The organism is Burkholderiales bacterium (assembly GCA_036262035.1).
Lineage (GTDB): Bacteria > Pseudomonadota > Gammaproteobacteria > Burkholderiales > SG8-41 > JAQGMV01.
On sequence record DATAJS010000025.1, the window covers coordinates 141,292 to 166,953 of the forward strand.

Annotated in this window: 30 protein-coding genes; 14 read left to right on the forward strand and 16 right to left on the reverse strand. The window is 67.3% G+C overall.

Annotation, left to right across the window (positions count from 1 at the left end; genetic code table 11):
• Positions 1-9: 9 nt before the first annotated feature.
• From VHP37_25890 to VHP37_25905, 4 genes are all read right to left on the reverse strand, one after another.
• A complete protein-coding gene (locus VHP37_25890; protein ID HEX2829805.1) occupies positions 10-330 on the reverse strand; it encodes a hypothetical protein in 321 nt (106 codons plus the stop codon).
• Between the two features lie 51 nt (positions 331-381).
• A complete protein-coding gene (locus VHP37_25895; GenBank protein HEX2829806.1) occupies positions 382-1,644 on the reverse strand; it encodes a hypothetical protein in 1,263 nt (420 codons plus the stop codon).
• 122 nt (positions 1,645-1,766) lie between these two features.
• Positions 1,767-2,726 carry a tripartite tricarboxylate transporter substrate binding protein gene (locus VHP37_25900; GenBank protein HEX2829807.1) on the reverse strand — a complete coding sequence of 320 codons (960 nt, stop codon included), beginning with the start codon at positions 2,724-2,726 and terminating at the stop codon, positions 1,767-1,769.
• Positions 2,727-2,861: 135 nt separating this feature from the next.
• The gene (locus tag VHP37_25905) at positions 2,862-3,326 is read right to left on the reverse strand and encodes an SRPBCC domain-containing protein (GenBank protein HEX2829808.1); all 465 of its coding nucleotides are present in this window, start codon (positions 3,324-3,326) and stop codon (positions 2,862-2,864) included.
• 167 nt (positions 3,327-3,493) lie between these two features.
• Here VHP37_25905 and VHP37_25910 point away from each other — a divergent pair, with 167 nt between their 5' ends.
• The gene (locus VHP37_25910; protein HEX2829809.1) at positions 3,494-3,829 is read left to right on the forward strand and encodes a cupin domain-containing protein; all 336 of its coding nucleotides are present in this window, start codon (positions 3,494-3,496) and stop codon (positions 3,827-3,829) included.
• Between the two features lie 146 nt (positions 3,830-3,975).
• Here VHP37_25910 and VHP37_25915 read toward each other — a convergent pair whose 3' ends face one another.
• Positions 3,976-4,431 carry a hypothetical protein gene (locus VHP37_25915; protein HEX2829810.1) on the reverse strand — a complete coding sequence of 152 codons (456 nt, stop codon included), beginning with the start codon at positions 4,429-4,431 and terminating at the stop codon, positions 3,976-3,978.
• 88 nt (positions 4,432-4,519) lie between these two features.
• Between VHP37_25915 and VHP37_25920 the strand changes: the two genes are divergently transcribed.
• The 3 genes from VHP37_25920 (at position 4,520) to VHP37_25930 (ending at position 7,114) form a co-directional block, all read left to right on the forward strand.
• The gene (locus VHP37_25920) at positions 4,520-5,341 is read left to right on the forward strand and encodes an alpha/beta hydrolase (GenBank protein ID HEX2829811.1); all 822 of its coding nucleotides are present in this window, start codon (positions 4,520-4,522) and stop codon (positions 5,339-5,341) included.
• A 178-nt stretch (positions 5,342-5,519) separates the two neighbouring features.
• The gene (locus VHP37_25925) at positions 5,520-5,726 is read left to right on the forward strand and encodes a hypothetical protein (GenBank protein ID HEX2829812.1); all 207 of its coding nucleotides are present in this window, start codon (positions 5,520-5,522) and stop codon (positions 5,724-5,726) included.
• A complete protein-coding gene (locus VHP37_25930) occupies positions 5,723-7,114 on the forward strand; it encodes an amidase (protein ID HEX2829813.1) in 1,392 nt (463 codons plus the stop codon). Before VHP37_25925 ends, VHP37_25930 begins: the two co-directional genes overlap by 4 nt.
• Before the next feature lie 315 nt (positions 7,115-7,429).
• Here VHP37_25930 and VHP37_25935 read toward each other — a convergent pair whose 3' ends face one another.
• Positions 7,430-7,594 carry a hypothetical protein gene (locus VHP37_25935; protein ID HEX2829814.1) on the reverse strand — a complete coding sequence of 55 codons (165 nt, stop codon included), beginning with the start codon at positions 7,592-7,594 and terminating at the stop codon, positions 7,430-7,432.
• A gap of 199 nt (positions 7,595-7,793) precedes the next feature.
• A complete protein-coding gene (locus VHP37_25940; protein ID HEX2829815.1) occupies positions 7,794-8,756 on the reverse strand; it encodes a tripartite tricarboxylate transporter substrate binding protein in 963 nt (320 codons plus the stop codon).
• Between the two features lie 82 nt (positions 8,757-8,838).
• Here VHP37_25940 and VHP37_25945 point away from each other — a divergent pair, with 82 nt between their 5' ends.
• The 3 genes from VHP37_25945 (at position 8,839) to VHP37_25955 (ending at position 11,591) form a co-directional block, all read left to right on the forward strand.
• Positions 8,839-9,633, forward strand: coding sequence for an enoyl-CoA hydratase-related protein (locus VHP37_25945; protein HEX2829816.1), 795 nt, complete (start codon positions 8,839-8,841; stop codon positions 9,631-9,633).
• 210 nt (positions 9,634-9,843) lie between these two features.
• Positions 9,844-10,767, forward strand: coding sequence for a hydroxymethylglutaryl-CoA lyase (locus tag VHP37_25950; GenBank protein ID HEX2829817.1), 924 nt, complete (start codon positions 9,844-9,846; stop codon positions 10,765-10,767).
• 113 nt (positions 10,768-10,880) lie between these two features.
• The gene (locus VHP37_25955) at positions 10,881-11,591 is read left to right on the forward strand and encodes a Crp/Fnr family transcriptional regulator (protein ID HEX2829818.1); all 711 of its coding nucleotides are present in this window, start codon (positions 10,881-10,883) and stop codon (positions 11,589-11,591) included.
• A 99-nt stretch (positions 11,592-11,690) separates the two neighbouring features.
• Here VHP37_25955 and VHP37_25960 read toward each other — a convergent pair whose 3' ends face one another.
• The 3 genes from VHP37_25960 to VHP37_25970 are packed head-to-tail and all read right to left on the reverse strand — an operon-like array spanning position 11,691 to position 13,144.
• Complete coding sequence (locus VHP37_25960; protein ID HEX2829819.1) at positions 11,691-12,173, reverse strand: hemerythrin domain-containing protein; 483 nt, start codon at positions 12,171-12,173, stop codon at positions 11,691-11,693.
• Positions 12,174-12,231: 58 nt separating this feature from the next.
• Positions 12,232-12,519 carry a DUF427 domain-containing protein gene (locus VHP37_25965; protein ID HEX2829820.1) on the reverse strand — a complete coding sequence of 96 codons (288 nt, stop codon included), beginning with the start codon at positions 12,517-12,519 and terminating at the stop codon, positions 12,232-12,234.
• A gap of 10 nt (positions 12,520-12,529) precedes the next feature.
• Positions 12,530-13,144, reverse strand: coding sequence for a DUF2076 family protein (locus tag VHP37_25970; GenBank protein HEX2829821.1), 615 nt, complete (start codon positions 13,142-13,144; stop codon positions 12,530-12,532).
• A 107-nt stretch (positions 13,145-13,251) separates the two neighbouring features.
• Here VHP37_25970 and VHP37_25975 point away from each other — a divergent pair, with 107 nt between their 5' ends.
• The 3 genes from VHP37_25975 to VHP37_25985 are packed head-to-tail and all read left to right on the forward strand — an operon-like array spanning position 13,252 to position 15,021.
• Positions 13,252-13,704: a PA2169 family four-helix-bundle protein gene (locus VHP37_25975; protein ID HEX2829822.1), complete on the forward strand. Its 453-nt coding sequence runs from the start codon at positions 13,252-13,254 to the stop codon at positions 13,702-13,704.
• Positions 13,705-13,998, forward strand: a complete 294-nt coding sequence (locus VHP37_25980; protein HEX2829823.1) for a hypothetical protein — start codon at positions 13,705-13,707, stop codon at positions 13,996-13,998.
• A gap of 51 nt (positions 13,999-14,049) precedes the next feature.
• Entirely contained in the window at positions 14,050-15,021 is a 972-nt protein-coding gene (locus VHP37_25985; protein ID HEX2829824.1) for a tripartite tricarboxylate transporter substrate binding protein, read from the forward strand.
• Between the two features lie 9 nt (positions 15,022-15,030).
• Here the strand turns inward: VHP37_25985 and VHP37_25990 are convergent, their stop codons facing one another.
• The gene (locus VHP37_25990; protein HEX2829825.1) at positions 15,031-15,279 is read right to left on the reverse strand and encodes a hypothetical protein; all 249 of its coding nucleotides are present in this window, start codon (positions 15,277-15,279) and stop codon (positions 15,031-15,033) included.
• Positions 15,280-15,390: 111 nt separating this feature from the next.
• On the opposite strand from VHP37_25990, the gene VHP37_25995 reads away from it, so the two are divergent.
• Entirely contained in the window at positions 15,391-17,610 is a 2,220-nt protein-coding gene (locus tag VHP37_25995; GenBank protein ID HEX2829826.1) for an ATP-binding protein, read from the forward strand.
• 57 nt (positions 17,611-17,667) lie between these two features.
• On the opposite strand, the gene VHP37_26000 is transcribed toward VHP37_25995, so the two are convergent.
• Both VHP37_26000 and VHP37_26005 read right to left on the reverse strand, forming a co-directional pair.
• A complete protein-coding gene (locus VHP37_26000) occupies positions 17,668-18,195 on the reverse strand; it encodes a transposase (protein HEX2829827.1) in 528 nt (175 codons plus the stop codon).
• Between the two features lie 279 nt (positions 18,196-18,474).
• Positions 18,475-19,230, reverse strand: a complete 756-nt coding sequence (locus VHP37_26005; GenBank protein ID HEX2829828.1) for an enoyl-CoA hydratase-related protein — start codon at positions 19,228-19,230, stop codon at positions 18,475-18,477.
• A gap of 58 nt (positions 19,231-19,288) precedes the next feature.
• Here VHP37_26005 and VHP37_26010 point away from each other — a divergent pair, with 58 nt between their 5' ends.
• Both VHP37_26010 and VHP37_26015 read left to right on the forward strand, forming a co-directional pair.
• A complete protein-coding gene (locus tag VHP37_26010) occupies positions 19,289-20,104 on the forward strand; it encodes an amidohydrolase family protein (protein HEX2829829.1) in 816 nt (271 codons plus the stop codon).
• Positions 20,105-20,279: 175 nt separating this feature from the next.
• Positions 20,280-20,471, forward strand: a complete 192-nt coding sequence (locus VHP37_26015) for a hypothetical protein (GenBank protein HEX2829830.1) — start codon at positions 20,280-20,282, stop codon at positions 20,469-20,471.
• A 109-nt stretch (positions 20,472-20,580) separates the two neighbouring features.
• Here VHP37_26015 and VHP37_26020 read toward each other — a convergent pair whose 3' ends face one another.
• On the reverse strand, positions 20,581-21,699 hold the full coding sequence (locus tag VHP37_26020) for a DUF748 domain-containing protein (GenBank protein HEX2829831.1): 1,119 nt from the start codon (positions 21,697-21,699) through the stop codon (positions 20,581-20,583).
• Between the two features lie 89 nt (positions 21,700-21,788).
• Here VHP37_26020 and VHP37_26025 point away from each other — a divergent pair, with 89 nt between their 5' ends.
• Positions 21,789-22,745 carry a nitronate monooxygenase family protein gene (locus VHP37_26025; GenBank protein HEX2829832.1) on the forward strand — a complete coding sequence of 319 codons (957 nt, stop codon included), beginning with the start codon at positions 21,789-21,791 and terminating at the stop codon, positions 22,743-22,745.
• Between the two features lie 105 nt (positions 22,746-22,850).
• Here the strand turns inward: VHP37_26025 and VHP37_26030 are convergent, their stop codons facing one another.
• Both VHP37_26030 and VHP37_26035 read right to left on the reverse strand, forming a co-directional pair.
• Positions 22,851-24,407 (reverse strand): AMP-binding protein, encoded by a 1,557-nt coding sequence (locus tag VHP37_26030; GenBank protein HEX2829833.1) that lies wholly within the window; start codon positions 24,405-24,407, stop codon positions 22,851-22,853.
• Positions 24,404-25,651, reverse strand: a complete 1,248-nt coding sequence (locus VHP37_26035; GenBank protein HEX2829834.1) for a serine/threonine-protein kinase — start codon at positions 25,649-25,651, stop codon at positions 24,404-24,406. The genes VHP37_26030 and VHP37_26035 overlap by 4 nt, the downstream gene beginning before the upstream one ends.
• Positions 25,652-25,662: the final 11 nt, after the last annotated feature.

Sequence of the window (25,662 nt, forward strand, 5' to 3'; positions counted from 1 at the left end):
CGCGGACGCTCAAAACGGATCGACGATTGCCGGGACGGTGCTGCGCTTCTTCGTGCCGGTACCCGTGCCGCGCCCTGCCCCTGCGCTGCCCTGGGCCGATCCGGCGCCTTTCGCGTGGCTTCGCGTCGAGCCGCGTGCCGCGCCGACGTCGGGGATGTCGGGCGGAGTGCCGAAGGCGCCGGCGCGCTCGGGGCCCACGCCGGTGACCGTGCCGCTGCTCTCGCCGTTCATGCCGGGCACTACCGAGAGGCTGCCGGTGGCGTTCTGCGCGCTCGCCGCGGTTGCGACGAATGCCAACGCGAGCGCAGCAGCCAGGGTGAGGGTTTTCATGGCGGCTCCTTGATGGCGTGTGACAGCAGCCGCCGCAAGGCGCGTGCCGCTTTATCCCAACAATTTTTCGCGCGCCGCGTCGACGTCGTTGACGCACTTCGCGAGCTTGCCGATGGCGTTCTCCACCGACGCCGCGATGCGCTCGACGCCGAGCCGGCCGCCGTCGGGATACATCATGAGGCGCAGCACCGGCGCGCTGCCGGGCATGGACACCGCGCCGATGGTGAGGATGCCGTCCTCGCCGAGCATGTCCATCGCCACCAGCCCCGCCGCTTCGATCGCGACGAGCCTGGGCTTCTCCCTCGCGCCCGCCTGCTCCATCGCGATCGACAGCACGTCGTCGCCGCCGATGGAGACGCCGGGCCCACCCTGGTAGACGCGGTCGCCGTACTGCGTCTTCATCACTTCGAGCAGCTCCTTCGCGACCTCGCCCGCGCGGCGGATCACTTCGGGATCGAAGTTGCGCAGCGCGTTGCCGACGCCGACGTACTGCCCGGCCTGCGCTTCGAGACCGAGCTCGTAGATGCGCGAGCCGATCTCCTCGACGAGATCGGGACGTCCGACGAAGACACCGGCGCGCGGACCGGCGACGTGCTTGTCGGCCGAGCACACCGCGAGATCGACATCGCCGACCTGGAAGGTGCGCGGCTCGCGGAAGAAGCCCACGCGCGAAGCCATGTGCGCGTCGTCGAGATACGCGAGCGTGTCCGCGCCGCGGGGCAGCGCGAGCGCGCGCTGCACGTCGGCGAGGTCGATGTGGCGCTTCGATGCGCTGATCGGCGTGATCAGCAGCAGCCGCGGCGGCCCCTGCTCCTGCCATGCGCGCTCGAGGTCGTCGATGGAATGGAACTGCTGGAAATCCGCGCCCGCCATCGCGATCGGCCGCACCGTCGAGGGATGGCACGTGCCGCCTTTCGGCGCGAGCGCGAGCACCGTGTCGCCGGGCTTCAGTATCGTCGTCAGCGCGATGAAGTTCGCCGCCGAGACGCGGTTGACGATGAGCGCGCGGTGGCGCTCGGGATCGGCGCCCATGTGCTTGATCGCGAGCGGCTCGGTCTTGCCTTCGAAGCGCTCGAAGAACGGCACGTGGCTGGTGAGGTGCGGCACTTCCTCTTCGGTCAGACCCGCGCCGCGGTTCATGCCCGACAGGTCGTAGACGCTGTCCTTGCCCAGCGTGCGCACGCGGTTCCCCACCATGTGCCGCGCTTTCAACATGCGCGCGACTTCCTCGTCGGTGCCTTTGAGTATCGACCCGCGTGCGTAGCCGACGATGGGGTCGTGCGGGTTGCCGAAGCGATCTACGGTCTCTGGCATTTCAGCTCCTTGGGTTTGTTGTCGAGCGTCTCGGGATTGCTTCGTCGCTGACGCTCCTCGCAATGACCGTCATCGCGAGGAGCCGCGTAGCGGCGACGTGGCAATCTCGTGGCGCACGATCCTCAATCCGCTTTGACGCCCGCCGACTTCACCAGACCGGTCCAGCGTGCGTGCTCGGACTTCACGAATTGCGCGAACTGCGGCTGCGTGGAATCGCCGGCGGCGGCGCCCTGGGACGCAAGGCTCGCGATCACGTCCTTCTGCTTCAGTGTTTGCGCAATCTCTTCGGCGAGCCGCGCCGCGGCTGCCTTCGGCGTCGCGGCGGGCACGAATACGCCATACCAGTAGACGACGTCGTACGCCGGCATGCCGCTCTCGATCACCGTGGGCACCTCGGGCAGCGCGGCCTGGCGCTCGCGCGTCGACATCGCCACCGCCTTGATGCGTCCGGACTTGATGAGCGGCATCGCCGCAGGCAGCGACGAGAACATGACCTGCACGCGCCCGCCGGCGAGATCGGCCAGCGCGAGGGGTGCGCCTTTGTACGGCACGTGGGTCCACTCGAGCTTCGCCAAGCCGCGGAAAAGCTCGCCGGAGAGATGGGTGATCGTGCCGTTGCCCGCCGACGCGACGTTGATCGTGTTCGGCTTGCTTTTCGCGGCGGCGACGAGGTCTTTCAGGCTGTTGAAACCGGTGTTCGGCGCGATCGCGACGACGATCGCGGTCGAAGCGACGAGCGAGACCGGCATGAGATCGCGCACGGTGTCGTAGGCGAGCTTGTACAGGCCGGGGTTGATCGCGATCTCGGACGTCGACGCGAGCGCCATCGTGTAGCCGTCGGGCGTCGCCCGCACCGCCTGCTCGGTGCCGATCGAGCCGCCCGCGCCGCCGCGGTTGTCGACGACGATCTGCTGGCCGAGGCGCTCGCCGAGCCTCGGCGAGACGATGCGCGCGACCGCGTCCGAGCCGCCGCCGGCGGGGAACGGCACGATGAGGCGCAGCGGGCGTGCGGGATAGCCGTCCGCGTATGCGGGAAGGCTGAAGCAAACAGCGAGTGCGAGCGTGCAGCGCATGCCGTTCATCTCTGCTCCTCACCAAGATCGGAATGGATTCCCGATCGCGTCCGCTACCGCGGGTCGGGAATGACGACTCTTCGTCGTTCCCGCGCAGGCGGGAACCCATTTTGAATCCGCGGTGCGTCGGCCCGCACCCTGCGATTACTTCGCCGGAGCTCCGACCTTCGCCTGCAAATTCTCGGCGAACTCCGACGCCATGCGCTTCACCACGATCTTCGCGCCGGCTTCGACGATGCCCGAAAGCTTGCCGGTGATCTCGTTCTCGCCGTTGATGAGAACGGTCGAGCCCGCATTGCCTTCCTGCTCGGTCACCTTGAACGCCATCGTCGCGCGAAAGCGCGTGCCGCCCTGGCTGTCCTTGCCGCGCGAGGTCACGCTGCCGGTCATCGCTTCGTCGTTCAGATCGAGCTCGATGCGCGCCTTGAAGGTCACGCGCGCCGGTCCGAACTTCACGGCGAGGCTGCCGTCGAAAGACCCGTCCTCGTGCTTTTCGCCGAGGGCGGCGCCTGGCACGCATTCCACGACCGCCTGAGGATCCGACAGAAGGTTCCAGACCTCGCGCGGCCTGGCGCCGGGCACATCGAACCGCTCGTTGATCTCGATCATGTCCGATCGCCCACTATCGCCGCATTCGGCTTCATCGTCTCTCCTTCGTCGCTCTTTCTGTCGGGCTGTGCCCGCGGACCAGCGCTCGATGGTATCCCACAATCGGGCGGCGGATAGCTGCTGGTCCAATCTACCCGTGCTACGCTCGTGCGGAAGGAGGACGAATCGTGGAAAGTTACAAGGACGCATCGGGCCTGTATCCGGTGGAGCGCCGCGCGAGACACGCCGAGCGCCCGGGGTTCCGCATCAACGAGCTGACGATCTCGCCGACGCAGAAGGTGCCGTGGCATTACCACAGCAACGTCGGCGATACGTTCTACGTGCTGGAAGGGACGATCCGGATATTCATGCGCGAGCCCAAGGAGGACGTCACGCTGGCGGTCGGCCAGAGTTTCGCGCTCGCGGCGAGGCGGCCGCACCTGGTGATCAACCCGGGGGAGACGTCGGCGACGTTTCTGATCCTGCAGGGGGTCGGCGAGTACGACTTCGTGCCGCTGACGTAGGGGCGCGATGCGTTAGCACGCACCCGACGGCGATGTGAGTGGATCGTCATTCCGGACCGCGCGACAGCGCAATGTGAGCCGGAATCCATTTTGACGTTCGAAGTTCTGAAAAATTGGATTCCCGCCTTCGCGGGGATGGCGTTTTCCTATCCTCGCCTCAGTTTCATCCGCACCACCTTCCCGCAATCCTCCTCTTCCTCGCAATGCTCGAGGCACCACTGCGCCACGCGCTCGCGGTAATACGCTTCGAGCTGCGGGTATTGCTCCGACTGCACCGTCGCGAAGTAGAGATACTCGTCAGCGCCCGCGACGCCGTGCTCGAACTGTAAGCGCAGGGTTCCCCAGATCACGTTGCCGTAGCATTCCCGGTCGTACGGATCGGCGCACGCGTTCTCGTAATGCGCGCCGTCGATGAGCTTCACGAGGCGATCGAACGACAGCGGTTTCGCGCTGACTTCGGGACGAATGCGGATCTTGTGTGCGGCGCCTTCGTGGACCATGCGGTAGTGCATGCGCCCGTCGCGGCTTTTGCGGGCGCGGACGGTGAGACGGTCGCGGTGCGGTGTGGCGAGATGGATGCGGGCGACGGTGACTTCGGCCATCGAGACTCCGTGTTGCGGGTTTCATGTGACGCGCAAGCACCGTGCCCGCGCCGGGTTACACTGGATGGGCCATCCAAGGGAGGAGTCGATGCCTTACGCCAAGAGCCACGACGGCCACCGTCTCTATTACGAGGAGGCCGGCAAGGGCACGCCGATCGTCTTCGTGCACGAGTTTTCCGGCGACTTCAGGAGCTGGGAAGCGCAGGTCCAGTACTTCAGCCGCCGCCATCGCTGCATCGCGTTCAACGCACGCGGCTACCCGCCTTCGGACGTGCCGGCGAGCGTCGAGAGCTACACCGTCGACAACGCCATCGAGGACATCGCTTCGGTCATGCGGCATCTCGAGATCCCCAGGGCGCACATCGTCGGCTGCTCGATGGGCTCGCAGTCGACGCTGCACTTCGGCTTCACCCATCCGGAGATGGCTGTCTCGCTCACTGCGATCGGCGCGGGCAGCGGCTCGGTCGCGGATCCGGAGCAGCAGCGCGCGAACTCCGAGGTGAACGCCAAGCGCTACGAGCAAGGCCTCGAGGCCGCCCTCGATCGCGTGCGCGTCGCCCCGAACCGAGTCCAGTTCGCCCGCAAGAACCCGCGCGGATGGGACGATTTCTGCCGGCGCTTCATGGAGCACTCGGCGCAGGGCTGCGCCAACACCCAGCGCGGCATACAGGCGAAGCGACCCGGGCTGACGACGCTCGGAGACAAGTTCCGCGCGCTGAAGGTGCCTCTGCTCGTCATCGCCGGCGACGAAGACCCCGCCGCGTTCGAAGGCGCGCTGTTCATCAAGCAGAGCTGCCCGGTCTCGCGCATAACCGTCCTGCCAGCGACCGGACACCTCGCGAACTGCGAAGAGCCCGAGCTCGTGAACCGGTTGATGGAGCAGTTTTTCGCCGACATCGGACAAGCGTAAAAGCTTCTTAACCGCAAAGGACGCAAGGACGCAAAGGAAAGCGTTACGGTCGCGAGTGTTTTCGCTATATCGCTTGCGCTTGCACATGAGGCGCGCGTGATTCGCACCCGACGAATTCCTTCGCGTCCTTTGCGTCCTTGGCGGTCCATTGCTTTTGGCCTTTAGCAAGGAGTCATCGATGGAAAAAACCGACGTCCTCTCTACCGCCCGCGCTGCCGGGCTCGATAAAGCGGTGCGCGAGTTTCGCGAAGACGTGATCGCCGCCGCTGCGGCCGCGGCGCACGCGACGCGGGGCTTCGACATCCCGGACGATCCGGCGACCGAGCCGTGGCCGCCGATGCGTGTGCTGCCGGCGCCGCTCCCGTCGACGGGAGAACAGTCGTGAGCGCCACCCATTGGCTCACCGCGAGCGAGATCGCGGCGGCGTATCGCGCGAAGAAGCTGTCGCCCGTCGAGCTCGTGCAAGCGCTCGTCGAGCGCGTCGGCGAGATCGACGGCAAGCTCAACGCGTTCATCGCGCTCGATGCCGAAGCCGCGGTCGACGCGGCGCGCGCCGCGGAGAAGGACATCGCCCGCGGCCAGGCGCGCAGCCCGCTGCACGGCGTCCCGGTCGGCGTCAAAGACATCATCGACGTGGCCGGCCAGGCGACGACGTGTCACTCGAAGGTCAGGCTCGACCACGTCGCGAAAGAGGACGCCGAGTGCATCCGCCGCCTGCGCGGCGCGGGCGCGATCCCGTTCGGCAAGCTCTCGCTGCACGAGTTCGCGATCGGCGGTCCGAGCTTCGACCTGCCGTACCCGCCGGCGCGCAATCCATGGCAGCGCGGCCACCACCCGGGCGGCTCGTCGTCGGGGTCGGGCAGCGCGCTCGCGGCGGGCATGGTGCCGCTCGCGCTCGGCACCGACACCGGCGGCTCGGTGCGCAATCCCGCGGGCGCGTGCGGCATCGTCGGGCTGAAGCCCACATACGGCCTGGTCTCGCGCCGCGGCGTATTCCCGCTGTCGTTCACGCTCGATCACGTCGGGCCGATGGCGCGCAGCGTGGGCGACATCGCGCTCATGCTCGACGCGATGGCGGGCTACGACGCAGGCGACCCGGGCAGCACGCCTTCGAGCACGGTCGCTTACGGGCGCGAGCTCGATCGCGGCGTTCGCGGGATGCGCATCGGTTTCGTGCGCCACTTCCACGAGAGCGACCTGCCGGCCGATGCCGAGATGGCCGCGGCGATCGACGCCGCCGCGCGCACGCTGAAGAGCGAAGGCGCGCTGCTGCACGACGTCGCACTGCCGCCGCTGACGCTGTATTCGGGCGTGCAGCGCACGGTGATGCTCGCCGAATCGTGGGCGATACACGCGAAGTGGCTGCGCGAGCGTCCCGGCGATTACGGCGCGCTCGCACGCAGGCGTCTGATGGGCGGCGCGTTCCTGTCAGCGGGCGATTACGTGCACGCGCAGCAGCGCCGCGCCGGGCTGATCGCGGCCGTGAACGACGCGCTGCGCGACGCCGACGTGCTGCTCGTCGCGAACGCGATGGATCCGGCGTGCGCGATCGACGACGAGGAAGCGGTCGCGCGCACCTATCCGCGCCAGGCGCGCAACGTCTTCAACCTGACCGGCCATCCGGCGATCGCGCTGCCGGGCGGGCTGTCGACCTCGGGCCTGCCGCTGTCGATACAGCTCGTCGCCAGGCCGCTCGACGAAGTCACCCTGCTCCGCGCCGCAGCGGCGTTCGAGCGCGCGACGGAGTGGCACACCCGGCATCCGGACCTTTAAAAAGCAATCGACCGCCAAGGACGCAAAGGAAAGCTAAACATAGCGAGCTCATGACGACGCGACGTTAGTAAAACCTTTGCGTCCTTTGCGTCCTTGGCGTCCTTGGCGTCCTTGGCGGTTCAAAAATCCAATGGGGGATAATCGAATCATCCATGACTAACGCGATCGGCCGTGGCCTGTTCGTATTGATGATGATGTCCGCCTCGTTTGCACAGGCACAACCCGTGAAGCAGCTACCCACCGTCGTCGTGCTTTCCACCGGCGGCACGATCGCCGGTAAGGGCGCGGCCACGACCGCGCTGTCGGAGTACTGCGCTAAACCTCGTCGGCCCTGCGCGCCGCCACGCGGACCGCTGCGGCCAGCAGCTTCAGCTTGAACTCGAGGTAAGCCACCTCGCAGCGGTCGCAGTACGCCGCCTCCCTGCCCTCTTCAGGCGGGTTCGTGTGCGGCACGTAACAGCAGGTGCAAGGTGTAAGCATGTCCCTCTAATGGCAACGGCCGTGCCTGGCTGAGAGATCAAAAGCAATCGACCGCCAAGGACGCCAAGGACGCAAAGGAAAACCAAGGCAAGTCGGTCGCGGCGCCGTAGAGAATAGCGTTGCGGCTCGGCGATCGGCACGGCTCATAGCGTTACTACCCGACCGCATCTCCTTGGCGTCCTTGGCGGTTAAAACGCTTTTACTCCAGTCTGATGTTGTTCTTCTTGATGATCTCCGCGAAGCGTTTGCGCTGGTCGGCGAGGAAGCCGCCGAACTGCGACGTCGGCCGGTAGTCGACTTCGAGGCCTGCCGCGTTCAGGCGCTCCTTTGTGTCGTTGGTCTGCATCGCGCTGTCGACCGCTTTCGAGAGGCGCTCGATCACCGCTTTCGGCGTGCCCGACGGCACCATCACCCCGATCCACGCCGCCGCGTCGAATCCCGGCAGGTTGAGCGCGGTCGCGAACGGCTCTATCCCCGGCGCGAGCGCGCTGGGTTTCGCGGTCGAGATGCCGTACGCGCGGAGCCGCCCCGACTTGATGAACGGCATCGTCGCCGCCATCGTTTCCAGCGAATAGGTGATGTCGCCCGCGACGACGTCGGTGAGCGCCGGGATGCTGCCTTTGTACGGCACGTGGATGACCTGCACGCCCACCGCGCCGTTGAACATCTCGGCGACGAGGTGCGCGGTCGCGCCGGTGCCGCTCGATCCGAACTTGTACTTGCCCGGGCTCGCCTTGAGGTAAGCGACGAAGTCCTTGATGTTCTGCGGCGCCAGCTTGGGCGAGCTCACCAGGATGTAAGGGGAGAGGCCCACGTTCGCCACCGGCGCGAGATCCTTCACCGGGTCGAAAGGCACTTTCTGCAGCAGCGGGTTGATGGTCACCGGTCCGCTCGACGCCGCGAGCACCGTGTAGCCGTCGGCGGGCGCTTTCGCGGCGAGGTCGGTGCCGATCATGCCGCCGGCGCCCGGCCGGTTGTCGGCGATGACCTGCTGGCCGAAAAGCTCGGAGAGCTTGAGCGCGACGACGCGGCCTGCGAGGTCGGTCGCCTGCCCCGGCGGCCAAGGCACGATCATGCGGATGGGACGCACGGGATACTGCTGAGCGAGCGCCGCATGACACGCGAACCCGAATGCGACGACTGCGAGAACCAGACGCTTCATGCCACCTCCTCCGATTGAGATGTGCTTCGAGCCGCGCTCTCTGTGCCCGCGGAGCGCGTGGTCCACATGTTAATCTAAGCGCATGCAAAAGGAACCCACTACGCTCAGGCTCGAGCGCTCCGGCGACGGCTTTCTGACGATCACCCTCGACCGCGCCGAGACGCGCAACGCGATGAACACGCAGATGGGAATGGAGCTGCGCGACATCTTCGTGCCGCTGCAATTCCAGCCGGGCGAGGCGCGCTGCATCGTCGTCACCGGCGCCGGCGACAAGGCGTTCTGCGCCGGCGGAGATCTCAAGGAGCGCGACGGCATGACCGACGCGCAATGGCGCGCGCAGCACGCGATCTTCGAGGAAGCGATCTACGCGGTGATGAACTGCACCGTGCCGGTCATCGCCGCGGTCAACGGCGCCGCGTTCGGCGGCGGCATGGAGCTCGCGCTCGCGTGCGACTTCATCTACGCCGCGAAGCGCGCACGCTTCGCGATGAGCGAGACCTCGCTCGGCATCATCCCGGGCTGCGGCGGGACGCAGAACCTGCCGCGCGCGGTCGGCGAGCGCCGGGCGAAAGAGCTCATCCTCTCCGCGAGGCCGTTCACCGCCGATGAAGCGTTCGATTGGGGCATGGTGAACGAAGTGTGCGAAGACGCCGAGCTCATGCCGAGGACGCTCGAGATCGCGCGGCGCATCTGCGGCAACGGACCGGTCGCGGTGAGACAGGCGAAGAAAGCGATCCACAGCGGCTTGCAGACCGACCTGCGCACCGGCCTCGCGTTCGAGATCGAAGCCTACAACCGCACGGTGGTGACCGAAGACCGGCTGGAAGGCGTGAAGGCGTTCGGCGAGAAGCGCAAGCCGAATTTCAAAGGGAAGTAAAAAACGTTTTAACCGCAAAGGACGCCAAGGACGCAAAGGAAGGCTCGTCGGATAGCATGCCGCACGGTTGCGGCAATGTCAGCCGCGTAGCGTGCGTTACGCTGCTCTCGCGGCTAACGCACCCTACGTTTCAAAAACGCTTTTGTTTTTCCTTTGCGTCCTTTGCGTCCTTTGTGGTCAATTGCTTTTAAAGATCCAAGGACAAGCACCATGGTAGACGTCGAAGTCCACGAAGTCGGCACCCGCGACGGGCTGCAGAGCGTCCCGTTCTTCGTGCCGACCACGCTGAAACAGCTCTGGTGCACGGCGGAAGCCGAAGCCGGCGTGCGCGAGATCGAGGTGTGCTCGTTCGTGCCGGTGAAGCTCCTGCCGCAGTTCGCCGACGCGGCCGAAGTCGTGGAGCACGCGCTCACGCTGCCCAACCTGCGCGTCGCGGCGCTCGCGCCCAACCTGAAGGGCGCCGAGCGCGCGATGGAGCTCGGCGTGCACAAGATCAACTTCGTGCTGTCGGTGAGCGAGAGCCACAACCGCGCGAACGTGCGGCGCTCCACCGCCGAGTCGGTCGCCGATTTCGCGCGCATCGTCGATCTCGTCCGCAGCAAGCCCGAAGGCAAACGCCCGAAGATCGTCGCGGGCCTCTCCACCGCGCTCGGCTGCACGATCGAAGGGCCGGTGTCCGAAGACCGTGCGCGGGAAATCGCGATGCAATGCGTCGCCGCCGGCGCCGACGAGCTCATCGTCGCGGACACCGTCGGCTACGCCAATCCGGCGGCGGTGCGGCGCCTGTTCGGCGCGATCGCCAGGGACGTCGGCGCGATTCCGATCAAGGCGCACTTCCACGACACGCGGGGGCTCGGGCTCGCCAACGTCGTCGCCGCGCTCGACGCCGGGGTGCGCGCTTTCGACGCGTCGCTCGGCGGCCTCGGCGGCTGTCCTTACGCGCCGGGCGCGAGCGGCAACATCTGCACCGAAGACCTCGTCTTCATGCTCGAATCGATGGGCCTTGCGACCGGCATCGACATCGACAAGCTCGTCGCGCTGCGCAGCGAGATCGAGCAGGCGCTGCAGGGCGAGCCCTTCCACGGCACCATCGCCCGCGCCGGTCTGCCGAAAGGATTTGCGCGCGCTGCATAACGCGTAGCGCGGCCAGGCGCCTAAGCACGCCTTTTGCGCGGCGAGGCTCGCCTTGGCGAGCCGACGCAGCGGCGTAGACCTTTCAACGGCATACGCGTTGCAATTTGCGACGCGTGGCTACGTGCAATCTACACATACCGGGCGAGAACCATCTGCTCTCCCTGTTGCCGGAGGACGACCGGCGGCGCGTCCTGGACGCGATGGAGCGTGTCGAGACGCGCCACGGCGAAACGCTCTTCCGGCAGCACGAGCCGATCGCCGCGGTGGATTTCCCGCTGCAGGGCGTGCTTTCGGTGGTCGTCGTCATGGAGGACGGCGGCGTGGCGGAAGTGGGAACGGTCGGTAACGAAGGCATGGCGGGCGTTCCGCTCGCGATGGGGACCGAGCACAGCCCGGCGCAGGCGTTCTACCAGGTGCCCGGCAGCGCGTATCGCATGCCCGCGCAGGCGTTTCGCGCCGAGATCGAGAAAGGCGGCGCGTTCGCGGCGCTGATGCGGCTGTACGCGCAGGCGTTCCTGTCGCAGGTGTCGCAATCGGCCGCCTGCAATCGCCTGCACTCGGTCCAGCAGCGCCTGTGCCGCTGGATACTGATGTCGCACGACCGCGCGGGCGGCGACCGCATCGCGCTCACGCAGGAGTTCCTCGCGCAGATGCTCGGCGTGCGCCGCGCGACGGTGAGCGTCGCCGCAGGCGAGCTGCAGAAGGCGGGGCTGATCCGCTACAACCGGGGCGTCATCAACGTCCTCGACCGCGAGCGCCTCGAGCAGTCCTCGTGCGAGTGCTACGCGGTCGTGCGCCGGGAGTTCGAGCGGTTGTTATGCTGATCGTGCCGACAGGCGATAACGTGTAGCGCCGCCAGGCGCCTAAGCACGCCTTTGCGCGGCGAGGCTCGGCGTAGCCGAGCCGAAGCAGCGGCGTAGACCTTACAGCGGCGCGGCGCTCTCCGTCTGCTCGGCCACGATCTCGCGCGGCTCGCCCGCGCGTCTGAGCTTCGCCTGCAGCGCCTGCATCTCGTCGCCGAGCGTGGCACGGCGGCCGGGATCGAGCAGCTTCGCCGCCTTGGGGAAAAGGTTTTCCTCCTCCTCCTTGTGATGGTGCTCGGCCTGCTCCTTCAGGACCTTGAATTTCGGCTCGAAGGTCTTGTCGCCGGGATCGAGCTCCAGCAGGTCGGCGAGCAGCCGCTTGAGCGACAGGTGCTCTTCGAGCGACTCGAGCAGGATGTCTTCGGTGCGCCCAGCTTTCACCGCGGGATAGAAGACCTGCTCTTCGGACTCGATGTGCATGGTGAGCAGGTCCGCCACTTCGACGAAGCGGCGCCGCATGCCTTCGGCATCCGCCTCGAGCACCTGCGCCATCGCGCGCTCCAGCTCGTGGTGCTGTCTGCGCAGGTAGTCGATCGCATCCATTGTCCGCGTCTCCCTTGTTGGTTAACGCGGCTTTTGCAACCGGTGTGCCGCGATCGCTCTACTCGACCGTCACGCCCTTCCAGAACGCGACGTAGTCCTTGATGTTGCGCGCGGCGTCCTTGGGCTCGGGGTAATACCACGCGGCGTCGTCGTTCACCTCGCCGTCGACCGCGACGTGGTAATAGCTCGCGGTGCCTTTCCAGCCGCACACGGTGTGCGTGTCGCTCGGCCGGAGGTACTCGCGCTTCACCGCGCTCGCCGGGAAGTAGACGTTGCCTTCGACGCGCTCGACCGCGTCGTCCTGCGCTTCCGCGATCACTTTGCCTTTCCACAACGCTTTGGGCATGGGGATCTCCTTAGACGGTATCGCTGTCGGCGCTGCCGTCGGCGAGCAGCTCGCTGTCGTCCGGGACGAGATTCTCGAAACCGGTGCCGTCGCTCACCAGCGGCTGCGCCGCGGGGTGGCTTCCCGCAGCGCCGCCCGGCGGCGGATCGTTGCGATGCATGAGGTGCTGTATCCCCTGGTAGAGGAACGCCCCGCCCACCGCGCCCGCCGCCACGCCGGCCACCGTGCCCAGCATGCCGCCTCCGCCCCATCCGGACAGCGGGCGCGCGGGCGCCGCCGCGGGCTGCGCGATCGGCGCCTGCTGCACCGGGTTCGGCGCGGGCGCGGGCACTGCCGCCGCGGCGGGCTTCGATCCCCACGCCGGGTCGTTGAGGAAGCTTCCGCCGCTTGTCCCGCCCGACCTCGCCTGCGCGAGCTCGTCGGTGAGCTTCCGCACTTCCGCCTGGGTGAGCTGGAGCGCCTGATCGAGCTGCAGCGCGCGCTGCACGAGCAGGTATACGGCGTCGGGCTGGCGCGATGCGGCGTCCCGGATCAGCGCTTCGGCCTGAGGGTCTTTCTGTCCGGCGCGCGCGGCCACCATGTCGCCGAGAAACCGTTCGAGCAAATCTTTTTCCTGGGGTGTCATCGAAAAACTCCTTGAACTCGGCACGGGCGATGCTGTCGCGGCCGAGGGGCACGAAAGATGCAACGCCCGGGATTCAGGCAACCATTCCCGGAGGAAATTCCATGGCGATGACCAACGACGACATCATCGGGACGCTGAACGACCTCATCGAGACGTGCAAGGACGGCGAGAAAGGCTTTCTCACGTGTGCGGAGGATATCAAGAACCCCGAGCTGAAGACGATGTTCGGCACGATGGCGCGTCACTGCGCGGAAGCGGCGGGCGAGCTGCACACCGAAGTGCAGCGCCTCGGCGGCAAACCCGAGAAAAGCGGCTCGATGGCGGGCTCGGCGCACCGGCGCTGGGTCGACATCAAGTCGGCGATCTTCGGCAAGGACGACGCGGCGGTGCTGGCCGAGTGCGAGCGCGGCGAGGACGTCGCGAAACACAGCTACGAGGGCGCGCTCAAGAAAGAGCTGCCGGCTCCCATCCGCGCGATGGTCGAGCGCCAGTACCAAGGCGTGATGCAGCATCACGACCGGGTGCGCGCGCTCGAGCGTGCCGCGAAAGCGAGGAGCTGATTGCGAACTCGATCGGCGACGATCGCACTGCTGCTGGCGGCGCTCGCCGCGCCGCCGGCGCTCGCGGCCGACCGCGCTCGTGACGGCAGCGACGCGGCCTCTTCCGACGATATCGAGCATACGGCCAAGCAGGAGAAGCGCGTCGACGAGCCGGAGAAGCGTTCGGAGGAACAGGAAAAACGCGCGGTGGAGCGCATCGGCGACGACCTCGCGAGCTGCAAGCGCGATGCGGACGGCATGCGCGGTCCCGAGCGCAGCCGCTTCATGACGAAGTGTCTGAGGGAGCGCAAGTAGCGCGGGCCGCTCGCGCCGGGTGGTACGATGCGCGTTTTTCGAAAGCGATCGATGAACGCATCACGCCTGACCTGCGCGCTGGCCTTCCTGAGCCCGTTCCTGCCGCTCGGCGCGGCCGCCCAGAATTTTCCATCGGGTCAGGTTCGCATCGTCGCGCCGTACCCGCCCGGAGGCGGCACCGATATCCTCGGTCGCGCGATCGCGCAGAAGCTCACCGAGCGTCACGGCACGCCGGCGATCGTCGACAACCGCGCGGGTGCGAACGGCACCATCGGCGCGGCCTACGTGGCTAAAGCGCCGGCCGACGGGCATACGATGCTGATCGTCCCCGCGGGTTACGCGGCGAACCCTGCGCTCTACGGCAAGCTCCCGTACGACCAGAACCGCGATCTCGCGCCCGCTTCGCATCTCGCGTCGGGGCCGCTGGTGCTCGTGGTGCACCCGTCGCTGCCGGCGAAGTCGATACGCGAGCTGATCGCGCTGGCGAAGGCGCAGCCCGGCGCGATCAACGGCGGCTCGGCCGGCGTGGGCTCGCTGCCGCATCTGTCGCTCGAGCTCTTCAACACGCTCGCCGGCGCGAAGATCGCGCATATTCCGTACAAGGGATCGGGGGCCGCGATCGCCGACGTGCTGAGCGGGCAGGTGCCGGTCTATTTCATGAACATCCTGCAAAGCCTGCCGCTCATCAAGGCGAACCGGCTGCGCGCGCTCGGCGTGACGAGCCCCGGCCGCTCGCCGATCGCGCCGCAATTGCCGGCGATCGCCGAAGCCGGCCTGCCGGGCTTCGACATGACGAACTGGTACGGCCTGCTCGTGCCGTCGGCCACGCCGCCGGAGACGATCGCGCGGCTGCAGCAGGAGGTGTCGCGCATCCTCAACCTGCCGGAATTGAAGCAGCGCCTTTCGGACGACGGCATGACCGTCGTCGCGAGCACGCCGGAGGCGTTCGTTCAGTTCCTCAGGCGCGAGACGGCGAAATACACCCGCGTCATCGAAGCCGCGGGCATCAAAGGCTCGCTATGAGCGGCCGTGTCACTTCACGGGCGTGGGAGGCGGATTCGACGGCGGATTCGCCGGCAGCGCTTTCTGATCCATCATCGGCGCGGTCTGCGCGGCATCCTGGTCGTTGCGCCCGGCCGTGGTCGCGGTGACGCCGAGCATGATGCCCCAGATCATCACGCTCAACACCGCGATGGTGAGGATGATGCCGAGCACCGTCAGGAGCGCAAGGCCCAGGCCGGGTTCTTTCGTCAGGTCGCGGTCGTCGACTTCGGTAGCCATGTGTTTTCCTCGGATAGCTGGGCCGGACACGCTGCGCGTGGCGAGCAAGCCGGGTGCCCGTAGGGTACACAAAGCGGCGGTCTCGCGGCGAGCTGTTTCGCGGAGCGCGCGGTGTCGATAAGGACGCGTCTGCTCGCGCTGGCGCTGGCGATCGTCCTTCCCGGCGTCATCGGGGCGCTGTTCGGGCTGTACGCGCTCTACCACCAGCAGACGCAGGTCGCGACGCGCAACCTGTCCGAGATCGCGACCGCGGTCGCCTCGGTCGTCGACCGCGAGCTCGCGCGGCGGGAGACGACCTTGAACACGCTCGCGATGTCCCCGGCGCTGCAGCGCGGCGAGCTGGCGGCGTTCTACGAGTTCGCGCGGACCGCCGCGCCGACGGCCGAGCGCACGGTGATACTCACCGACGTGAGCCAGCAGCAGCTCATCAACACCCGCGTGCCTTTCGGCGAGCCGCTGCCGCGGTCGAAATCGTTCGTCGAGCTGCGCGCCGGCACGCAGCCCGCCGCCACGATGCTCTCCGATCTGTTCATGGCGCCGATCGCCAAGCGCTGGAGCTTCGCGCTGCAGGTGCCGGTGATCCACGGCGGCAAGCTGGTCGGCTATCTGTCGATGGGCACCTACGCCGACAGCCTGCAGAAGGCGCTCGAGGACCAGCGCCTGCCCAAAGGCTGGAACGCCTCCATCATCGACCGCAAGGGCATCATCGTCGCGCGCCGGCTCTCTCCCGAGCAGTTCGTCGGCAAACCGGTGACCGACGACCTCATGGCGCAGTTTGCCGTGCGCCGCGAAGGCGTGTTCGACACCGTGCGCCTCGACGGCGTCCACACGTTCACCGCGTTCACGCCGATCGAAAGCACCGGATGGACGCTGGCGGTGAGCATGCCGAAAGCGGACATCGACGCCTCCATCATGGCCGCGCTCAACGTGACGGTGATGGTCACCGCGGTGCTGCTCGTGCTCGCGATGCTCGCGGCGATGTACGTCGGGCGCACGATCTCGCGTCCGCTGCGGCATCTGGTCAGCCTCGCCGCCGCGGTCGGGCGCGGCGAGCGCATCCGCGCGCCGCGGCAGGGCCTGCTCGAGACGCGCATGGTCGCCAACGAGCTGCAACACGCGTCCGATCGCATCAGCAGCGCGAACGAGGTCATGGCGAAGCGCGTCGAGGAAGCGGTCACCGAGACCCGGCGCGCGCACGAGGCGATGCTGCAGAACCAGAAGCTCGAAGCGCTCGGCAAGCTCACCGGCGGTATCGCGCACGATTTCAACAACCTCCTGCAGACGATCAGCGCGGCGGTCGAGGTCGCGCTGCGCGTGCGCGACGCGGACGCCGTCAAGGGCGCGATGGACTCGGCCAAGCGCGCCATCGAGCGCGCGACCCGGCTCACGCGCCAGCTCGCGACGTTCGGACGCGGCACGCAGTCGGCGCCCGCGGCCATCGATCTGAAGGCGCACATCGGCGAGTTCCGCGATCTCATCGAAGGCGCGCTCCGGCGCAACATCGAGCTCACGTTCGACATGGCGGACGCGCTGTGGCCGGTCTACGTCGACCCGGTGCAGCTCGAGCTCGCGGTGCTGAACGCGGCGCTCAACGCGCGCGACGCGATGCCCGACGGCGGGAAGCTCGGGATCGCGGCGAAGAACGAGCGCGTCGCCGAAGGGTCGGCGACCGGACTGCCGGCGGGCGAATACGTCGGCATCACGATCCGCGACAACGGGCAGGGCATCGCACCCGAGCACCTGTCGCGCGTGTTCGAGCCTTTCTACACCACGAAGGAAATCGGCCGCAGCTCGGGGCTGGGGCTCGCGCAGATCTACGGCTTCGCGAAGCAGTCCGACGGCACGGCGACCATCGAGAGCAAACCGGGCGAAGGCACGACGCTGTGCATCCTGCTGCCGCGCAGCCGCCGCGCCGAGGAGACCGCGAAAGCGCCCGAAGCCGAGCCGCCGCGCGCCGACAACGCGCCGGCGACGATCCTCTTCGTCGAGGACGACGAGCTCGTCAGCGCGGTCATGGTGCCGGGGCTGCGCGCGTCCGGCTTCAACGTGATCACCGCCAGCGATGCGATGACCGCGCTCGCCGCGCTGCGCACCCACGACATCGACGCGGTGCTCTCCGACATCGTCATGCCCGGCCAGGGCGACGGCCTCTACCTCGCGCAGGAGATGCGCCTCACGCGGCCCGACGTGCCGATCGTGCTCGCGACCGGCTATTCAGAGCGCCTCACCGCCACCTCGCCGTTCCGTGTCCTGCTCAAGCCTTACACCCTCGAAGACGCGCGAACCGCGTTGTTCGAGGAGATGAATAAAGTCAAAACGGTCGGGGTTTGAGCAGGCGACACGATCGATCACGTAGGGTGCGTGCTAACGCACCGCTCCTTTTAAACCTTATTCTCCGTAATCGCCCGGAATCCCGAGTTCGCATCCCCAATCAAACGGATAAATCCCTGCCCGCACATATCGATGAAACGTTGAAAACGGCCAATCGACCGCCCGTTCGACGTGCCCATGCTTCACCGGGTTGTTGTGGATGTAATCGAAATGAGCTGCGAAATCGGCTTCATCCCGTATCACATGATCCCAAAAGCGCCGCTGCCATATTCCTCGTTCGCCTCGAGCCAGCTGCCTGCGCGACAGACAGGCCGAGGCGGAGACGTCGCTGGAAAAACGAGCTTTGATCGTTCTCCAGCGCTCCGAAAAGTCGCTGTCGTTCTCGGGCATCGTCCAGATGCAGTGCAGATGGTCCGGAAGTACGACCCACGCATCGATAGCGAACGGAAACATGCGACGTGTGATGTCGACCGCGACGCGCAACTGCTCGATGTGGTCAGTCAGCACAGCGCTGCGGCGATTCGCTGCGGCAACCGTGAAGAAGATCGTGCGGTGGGCGGTGACAAGCCGGCGATAGTTCGGCATATCGGATTAGCGCACAACGCGCGTGGACGGCTTACAACCGTTGGGACTACTGCGCGGTGCGCTCGCGCGCACCCTACGATGGCCGCGGACGTCGGACGCATGATTGCGCGTCGGGTCACGTAGGGTGCGTGGCAACGCACCGCGACGTTACGCCCGGGAATAGGCGTTGCAACTTTCGGGGTCCGAAGAGCATTCCGGAAGAGCCGATCATGACGAGCAAAACCAGGGCGGCACGGCGGCTGCGCCTGCGGGCTCAGGAGGCGGCGGCGCAGGCGCGCGCTAGCGCGGCGAGAAGCGCTCGATCTTGGAGCGCCACGTCTCCGACAGCATGCACGACAGCCACGCCTCGTTCTCGAACTGAAGGCCGGCCGACAGCGTCGTCTCCTGTGACGCGTTGAGCGCGATCTTCGCCTGCACCACCGACATCCTCGGGTTCGCCGCGATCTGCCGCGCAAGCCCGAGCGCTTCGTTCATCAGGCTCTGGTGCGGCACGACTCGCGCGACGAGACCGATCTCCAGCGCCTCGCGCGCATCGATACGGCGGCCGCTCAGGATCAGCTCCTTCGCTTTCTGCAGCCCCACGAGCCTCGGCAGGCGCTGGCACGCGCCGCCGCCCGGCAGGAAACCGATCGTCACCTCGGGGAAACCGAGCTTCGCGCGATCCGACGCGATGAGGATGTCGCACTGGAGCGCGAGCTCCGCGCCGCCGCCGAGCGCGTAGCCGTTGATCGCCGCGATCGTCGGCTTGACCATCGCCGCAACCGCGCTCACGAACCTCGGCCGGCCGTGCCGGCGCTGGTCGTAGAGCTCCTGTATCGATTTGCGCCAGCGCTCCTTCAGGTCGGCGCCCGCGCAGAAAGCCTTGTCGCCCGCGCCGGTGAAGACCACCGCGTTCACCTCGTCGTTCGTATCGAGCGCGCGCGCGGTATCGACGATCGCCTCGCGCAGCTCGACGTTCAGCGCGTTCATCGATTCGGGACGATCGAGCGTGACGACGGCGACGTCGCCGTCGATGTCGAGCCTGAGACTTGCCATCGCGATCTCCTGTCGAACGTGTTGAGGCATTATACGAAGCACCGAACAGGAGGAGCCCATGGAAGAACGCATCGCCGGCGCGACCGACACCCACATGCACATCTACGACCCGCGCTTCGAGCTGAAGCGCAAGGGCAAGGCGGCCGCGCGCCCCGCCACCGTCGCCGACTATCGCAAGGTCCAGGAACGCCTCGGCCTCGAGCGTGTCGTCATCGTGCAATCGAGCGCTTACGTCGACGACAACAGCTGCGCGCTCGACGCGATGGCGCAGCTCGGAGACAGCGCGCGCGGCGTCGCGGTAGTGAAGCCCGAGGTACCCGACTCGGAGCTCGAACGACTGACGCGCGCCGGCATGCGAGGCTTGCGCTACGTCATGTTCGAAGGACGCCCGCTCGGCTGGGAGACGATGCCGCCGATGTCGTCGCGCGTCGGGGCGTTCGGCTGGAACATCAATCTCCAGTTGAACGGCGAGGAGCTCGCCGAGCGCGAGCACCTGCTCGCGAACCTGCAATGCGATCTCGTCGTCGACCACATCGGCCGCTTCACCGCGCCGGTCGATTCGAACACGCCCGGCGTGCGCGCGCTCCACCGATTGCTCGACGCGGGACGCTGCTGGGTGAAGCTCTCCGCGCCCTATCACGGCTCGAAGAGCGGACCGCCGCATTACGACGATATCGGCGCGATCGCGAAAGAGCTGGTCGAGCGCTGGCCCGAGCGCATGCTGTTCGCGACGAACTGGCCGCATCCGTCGGTGTCGGGCGAAGCGCCCGACGATCTCGCGCTCATGCGATTGTTATCGACGTGGGCGCCGGATGCGGCGACCCGCAGGAAGATACTGGTCGACAATCCGGCGAAGCTGTACGGGTTCGAATGAAACCCACCCCCACCCTAACCCTTCCCCCGAGGGGGAGGGAACTGATGTTCGCGGTTCTCCTGTCGAACGCAAGCGCATACGCCCAAGCGATCACGCCGAAGGCCTGCGCTTCTACACCCAGAAAGGCAACTGCCAGGCGTGCCACGGCTGGGCGGGCGACGGGCGCTGTTACGGCATGAGGGAAGCCGATCTGCAGGCGTCCGGTCAGGCCTTGTTCAACGCGCCGGCGACGCCGCAGCCGCGCGAGATCGAGACGCTGGTCGATTTCCTCTTCGCGAAAGTCATCGGACAGGGACCGATGACGCGGGCGAAGTGCGTGGAGTACTGGGGGAGCGATGGGGAAGTCTGCGCTGAGCTGAAAAAGTGACGGGTGAAGCGGTGACGGATAAGGCGGTGACGAAAGAGCGTCACGAACCGTAACCCGTCACCGCTCCATCCGTCACCTTTCATAACTCATCACCCGCCGGCCGCTGCGGTCAAACGGCGCTGCCGAGCCCGCTCCCGAGACCGCTGAGCATGATCGCCAGCGCGCGGATCAATCCTTCGATCGAGAGCCCGAACGCCTTGATGAGGGCGATGCCCGCCTGGAACGCGGCGCCGCGCGCGATCGAGAAGCTCGGATCGTCGATGCTGCCTTCGAGCTCGAACGGCACGGTGATGCGGTCCTGCTCGTCGGCAAGCGCGCCGATACCCGCTTTGCGCGGCAGGCTCGCGAGCGCTTCCATGGGGCTCTCGCTCGCGCGCAGCCTGAGCCCGCTGATCGTGAGCGTTCCCGGCGCGTGCAACACGTTGTCGCGCACGGTGGTTTTGAGGTCGAGGCTGAACGTGCCCGATTCGACGCCGGCTTTCACCCGCGTGAAGATGTAAGGCTCGAACATCGCGAGATCGACGTTGCGCAGCGCGATGGTGAGCTCGGAGCTCTTGCGGCCGACGTCGACCCAGCCTTGCACCGACACCGTGCCGCGGTGCACGGGACCTTTCAGCGCGCCGTCGAGGTCGATTTTGGTTCGCGCGCCGCGGTCCGGCACCTCGACGCCCTCGATCGAGCCGGTGACGTCGTCGATGCGCACGCGCTGCGGCTCGAGCGGCACGGTCGCGTCGTACAGATCGATCGTGCAGTTCTCGAAGCGGACGGCGCGCACCGCGACGCCGCGCTTGCCGTCGCCCTCGTCCTTCTTCGCGCGCTCGGTCACGCTCGGCAGCAGGCGCAACCCGCCGCCGCCCTTCGGCCGCAGCGCGGAGAGATACGCACGGTGGATGCGCACTTCGGTGATCTCCACGCGGTCCGAGAAAAGCTGCTTGAGCTTGGGCGTGACGACGACTTCCTCGGCACGCAGCGCGGTATCGGTCGGCCAGCCTTTCGGCGCTTTCACGCGCAGGCCGGCCAGCCGCACCTCGTGCAGGCCGACGGTGACTGCGTCGACCTCGCTGTCGGGTCCGAGCGCCTCGAGCACGCGCGCTTCGACGCTGCGCGTCGCGTAATGAATGGCGCCGACGAAGGCGAGGCCGAGCATGGCCAATACGGCGAGTACGATCAGGGCCGTCCGCCGGACGCGGCTGCCCGCAGGCATGTGGGTTTCGCTGAGTGCGGCCATCTCGCAGCTCTCCTCGCCCGGGCCGAGCAAGGTAAATGCCGGGCCGGGCGCGGTTAGAATCGTGAGCCCACCCGAAGGAGCAGGATTCGATGACCCCGAGAGAGATTTTTGCCGGCTTGCGCGCGCCCGTGATCGGTGCCCCCATGTTCCTCGTGTCGGGGCCCGACCTCGTGATCGAGCAGTGCAAGGCCGGCATCATCGGCTCGTTCCCCGCGCTCAACGCGCGGCCGCAGGAACAGCTCGACGTGTGGCTGACGCAGATCGAGGACGCGCTCGCGAAGGAAAAGCGCGAGCGTCCCGAAGCGAAGATCGGCCCCTACGCCGTCAACCTCATCGTCAACCAGGCCAACAAGCGCCTGGACCAGGATTTCGAGGTCGTGGCCAAGCACAAGGTGCCCATCGTCATCACGTCGCTGCAGGCGCCGACCGCGATCGCCAAGCGCGTGCACGAATACGGCGGCATCGTGCTGCACGACGTGGTGCGCGTGCGCCACGCCGAGAAAGCGCTCGAAGCGGGCGTCGACGGCATCATCCTGGTCTGCGGCGGCGCGGGCGGCCACGCCGGACGCCTCAACCCCTTCGCGCTGACCAACGAAGTGCGCAGGATCTTCGACGGCCCGCTCGTGCTCGCCGGCGCGATCACCAACGGCTCCGGCGTGCTCGCGGCGCAGGCGATGGGCTGCGACGCAGCCTACGTCGGCACGCGCTTCATCGCGACGCAGGAATCGCTCGCGGTCGAGGCCTACAAGCAGATGATCGTCGATTCGAACGCCGAAGACATCGCCTACACGCCGTTCTTCAGCGGCGTGCACGGAAGCTACCTCAAGCAGAGCATCCGCAACGCCGGACTCGATCCCGACAACCTGCCGGTGCAGGAAGGCGAGAAGCTCAAGTACACCTCGCGCGACGAGCGCCCGAAAACGTGGAAAGACATCTGGGGCGCGGGACAGGGCGTGGGCAATATCAGTGCGGTGCCGGCTACGAGGGAACTCATAGATCAGATGGTGGCGGAGTATGACGCCGCCAGGCGCCGCCTGGCGCGCTGAGCAAAAAGTGACGGATAGAACGGTGACGGATGAGACCGTGACGGATGAAACGGTGACGTGTGCTGTCGCGCGACGCCTTTCGTCACCGCTTTATCCGTCACTGCTTTACCCGTCACTTCTCAATCGCTCGACTGCAAGCTCGCGGAGCCTCCCCTTCTGCACCTTGGTGCCATTGGCGCTATGCGTCACCGGGAACGCGTCGATGGTGAACACCCGCTTCGGCGCCTTGTAGCCCGCGATGCGCGACGCGCAGTGCGCGATGACGGTTTGCTCGTCGACGACGGCGCCCGCTTGCGCGACGACGAACGCGACTGCGTACGTCCCGCGCTCGCCGTCGATACCGACGACCTGTGACGCGGCGACGCCGGGCACGGCGTTGATCGTCTCCTCGATCTCCAGCGGATTGACGGGGAAACCGGACAGCCGCAGCGCGTCACCCATGCGCGACTGAAAGACGAAACCGCCTTCGACGGTGTAACCGAGGTCGCCGCTCGCGACAAAGCCGTCGTCTGTGAAGACGGCGCGCGTCGCCTCCTGGTTGCCGAAGTAGCCCGTCATCGCGCTCGGCATCCGGAATTCGAGCTCGCCGCTCTCGCCGTGAGGCAGGATGCGGCCGGTGGCGGTGTCGCGCGCCCTCACCCTGGCGTCGGTCGCGATGAGCTGCCCGCCGCCGAGCTCGCGCTTCTCGGGTGGATCGGTCTCGTAATGCCGCGACACCATCGCCTGCACCTCGCTCATCCCGTACACGCCGACGAGCGTCAGGCCGCGTCTCTCGGCGCGCGCCGCCTGCCCGGTGCGCGCGCCGATCACGAGCCGCACGCTCGGATAAGGCCGCGGCTCGTCGCTCGACGCAAGGAGCTGCGCGACGATGTCGCCGGCGGCCGGAAAATGCGTGACGGCATGCTTGCGGATGAGCGATGCGGCGGATTGCGCGTCGAACGTCGGCAGCATCACCAGCGGCCGCCGCGCCGCGATCGCGCCGAGGGCGGCCGTGAGCCCGAAGGTGCCGCACAGCGGGATCGGCAGCAGGATCGTCGCGTCAGGCGCGTCGAAGCCGAAAGCCCGCGCGACATCGAAGGCATGGCGCGCGAGCGACCGCTGGTCGTGCAGGACCAACTTGGGCTTGCTCGTCGTGCCCGACGTGGTGAAGAGCAGCACCCCGGCGTCGGGACGGGCGCGCGTCGTTTCGAGCGCGCTCGAACGCGCGATATCGCGATACGCGACCGCCCGGCGCTGCGCGATCGTCACGGGAACCGTCTCGTCGCCTTCGCCGTATGCGACGACGACGTCCAGTGCGCTCAACGCCGCGGGGTCGACCGCTTCGAGGATCCCGTTGAAGTCGATGCCGCGAAATCCCGGCCACAGCACGAGCGCTTTCGCACCCGATCGGCCGAGGATGTCGGTGAGCTCGCCCGAGCGAAAGCGCGTGTTCACCGCGAGCGCGATCGCGCCGACGTGCGCGCACGCGAAAAAGCACGCGAGCCACGCGGTGTTGTTCGGAAGCCACAGCGCGACGCGGTCCCCTTCGCGTATGCCGACCTCGATCAGACCGCTCGCGACGCGCCGGCTCTCCGCGTCGAGCTCGGCATACGTGACGCGGCGCTCGCGATCGATCAGCGCGACCTCGTGCGAGTCGCCGGAGAGTAAGTCTGGAAGATTCAAAACAGGACGATCAAAACCGCGACCGAAAAAGCGACCACGACGCTGATCGCGAACAGCACCCAGTCCGCCGGCGTCCAGCCGCTGAAGCGACGGTCCAGCGCGCTGACGATGCCCGACGACTGCTCGCGCACCAGGATGCCGTACGTCGTCGACGCGTCCGCGGTGTCGCTGCTCGGGGGCTTCGAAAGATTCTCGAAATTCTGCGTGACGCCGGTCTGCGCGGCGAGCCTCACCATCGCCGAGAGCGAGTCGAAGTCGCGCGCGACCCCGAGGCTCGCGTCGCCGTCGTCGGTTTTCGAGGTATCGCCCTGCCGCGCGACCGGCGGCGATTTGGAGAGCAGCGGCGTCGCGGCGTACGGATCGATGGTCGGCAGCGCGCGCTGCTGCGGCGTCGCGACGCCGACGATGCGCAGGCCCGCGGCGAGATTGCCGCGGCATTGCCGCAGATCGTCCGCGAGCTCGCGCGAGCTGGCGTAGCGCTCTTCGGGCGATTTGGTCAGCGCCTTGGCGACGATGAAGTCGAGCATGGTCGGCGTGCCCGGCGCGATCGTGCTCGGCGCGGGCGGCACGAGGTTGACGATCTGGAAGAGGATCGCGTTGAGGTCCGCGCCCGCGAACGGCGCCGAGCCCGTGAGCATCTCGTAGAGCATGACGCCCAACGAGAAGATGTCCGAGCGGTGGTCGGCGCGGCGGCCGAGCACCTGCTCGGGCGACATGTAACGCGGCGAGCCCAGCACGTTCACGGCCTCCGCCCTGGCTTCCGCGGAGCGCATGCGCGCGATGCCGAAGTCGGCGATCTTCGCCGTGCCGTCGGCGGCGAGCAGCACGTTCGCCGGCTTGATATCGCGATGGATGACGCCGTGCGCGTGCGCGTACGCGAGGCCTTCCGCGACCTGCACGGCGATATCGAGCGCCTGCTCCAGCGGCAACGGCCGGCCCTCGCGCGTGAGCGCGGCGAGCTCGCGCCCTTCGATGTACTCCATCGCGAGATACGGCATGCCGCCGCTGTTGCCGACGTCGTAGACCGTGACGATGTTCGGATGGTTGAGGCCGCCGACCGCCTTGGCTTCGAGATAGAAGCGCGATTCGTATTCGGCGAGATCGGGATCGTTGGCGGCGACGCCGATCGTCTTCAGCGCGACGGTGCGGTCGAGCATCGGGTCCACCGCCTTGTAGACCGTGCCCATCGCGCCCTTGCCGATCTCGGAGACGATCTCGTAACGGCCGAGCCTGCGGGCGTCCACGGCCGTCCCCA

Bases quoted from the DNA above. Each gene is read 5' to 3' on its own strand.
- VHP37_25960 (HEX2829819.1), bottom strand. From the start codon at position 12,173: ATGGATGCGATCGACTACCTGCGCAGACAGCACCACGAGCTGGAGCGC.
- VHP37_25925 (HEX2829812.1), top strand. From the start codon at position 5,520: ATGGAAAAAACCGACGTCCTCTCTACCGCCCGCGCTGCCGGGCTCGAT.
- VHP37_25900 (HEX2829807.1), bottom strand. From the start codon at position 2,726: ATGAACGGCATGCGCTGCACGCTCGCACTCGCTGTTTGCTTCAGCCTT.
- VHP37_25920 (HEX2829811.1), top strand. From the start codon at position 4,520: ATGCCTTACGCCAAGAGCCACGACGGCCACCGTCTCTATTACGAGGAG.
- VHP37_25965 (HEX2829820.1), bottom strand. From the start codon at position 12,519: ATGCCCAAAGCGTTGTGGAAAGGCAAAGTGATCGCGGAAGCGCAGGAC.
- VHP37_26010 (HEX2829829.1), top strand. From the start codon at position 19,289: ATGGAAGAACGCATCGCCGGCGCGACCGACACCCACATGCACATCTAC.
- VHP37_25935 (HEX2829814.1), bottom strand. From the start codon at position 7,594: ATGCTTACACCTTGCACCTGCTGTTACGTGCCGCACACGAACCCGCCT.
- VHP37_25895 (HEX2829806.1), bottom strand. From the start codon at position 1,644: ATGCCAGAGACCGTAGATCGCTTCGGCAACCCGCACGACCCCATCGTC.
- VHP37_25975 (HEX2829822.1), top strand. From the start codon at position 13,252: ATGACCAACGACGACATCATCGGGACGCTGAACGACCTCATCGAGACG.
- VHP37_25970 (HEX2829821.1), bottom strand. From the start codon at position 13,144: ATGACACCCCAGGAAAAAGATTTGCTCGAACGGTTTCTCGGCGACATG.
- VHP37_25890 (HEX2829805.1), bottom strand. From the start codon at position 330: ATGAAAACCCTCACCCTGGCTGCTGCGCTCGCGTTGGCATTCGTCGCA.
- VHP37_26025 (HEX2829832.1), top strand. From the start codon at position 21,789: ATGACCCCGAGAGAGATTTTTGCCGGCTTGCGCGCGCCCGTGATCGGT.
- VHP37_26005 (HEX2829828.1), bottom strand. From the start codon at position 19,230: ATGGCAAGTCTCAGGCTCGACATCGACGGCGACGTCGCCGTCGTCACG.
- VHP37_25950 (HEX2829817.1), top strand. From the start codon at position 9,844: ATGGTAGACGTCGAAGTCCACGAAGTCGGCACCCGCGACGGGCTGCAG.
- VHP37_25990 (HEX2829825.1), bottom strand. From the start codon at position 15,279: ATGGCTACCGAAGTCGACGACCGCGACCTGACGAAAGAACCCGGCCTG.
- VHP37_25905 (HEX2829808.1), bottom strand. From the start codon at position 3,326: ATGATCGAGATCAACGAGCGGTTCGATGTGCCCGGCGCCAGGCCGCGC.
- VHP37_26015 (HEX2829830.1), top strand. From the start codon at position 20,280: ATGAGGGAAGCCGATCTGCAGGCGTCCGGTCAGGCCTTGTTCAACGCG.
- VHP37_26020 (HEX2829831.1), bottom strand. From the start codon at position 21,699: ATGGCCGCACTCAGCGAAACCCACATGCCTGCGGGCAGCCGCGTCCGG.
- VHP37_25940 (HEX2829815.1), bottom strand. From the start codon at position 8,756: ATGAAGCGTCTGGTTCTCGCAGTCGTCGCATTCGGGTTCGCGTGTCAT.
- VHP37_26000 (HEX2829827.1), bottom strand. From the start codon at position 18,195: ATGCCGAACTATCGCCGGCTTGTCACCGCCCACCGCACGATCTTCTTC.
- VHP37_25915 (HEX2829810.1), bottom strand. From the start codon at position 4,431: ATGGCCGAAGTCACCGTCGCCCGCATCCATCTCGCCACACCGCACCGC.
- VHP37_25985 (HEX2829824.1), top strand. From the start codon at position 14,050: ATGAACGCATCACGCCTGACCTGCGCGCTGGCCTTCCTGAGCCCGTTC.
- VHP37_25945 (HEX2829816.1), top strand. From the start codon at position 8,839: ATGCAAAAGGAACCCACTACGCTCAGGCTCGAGCGCTCCGGCGACGGC.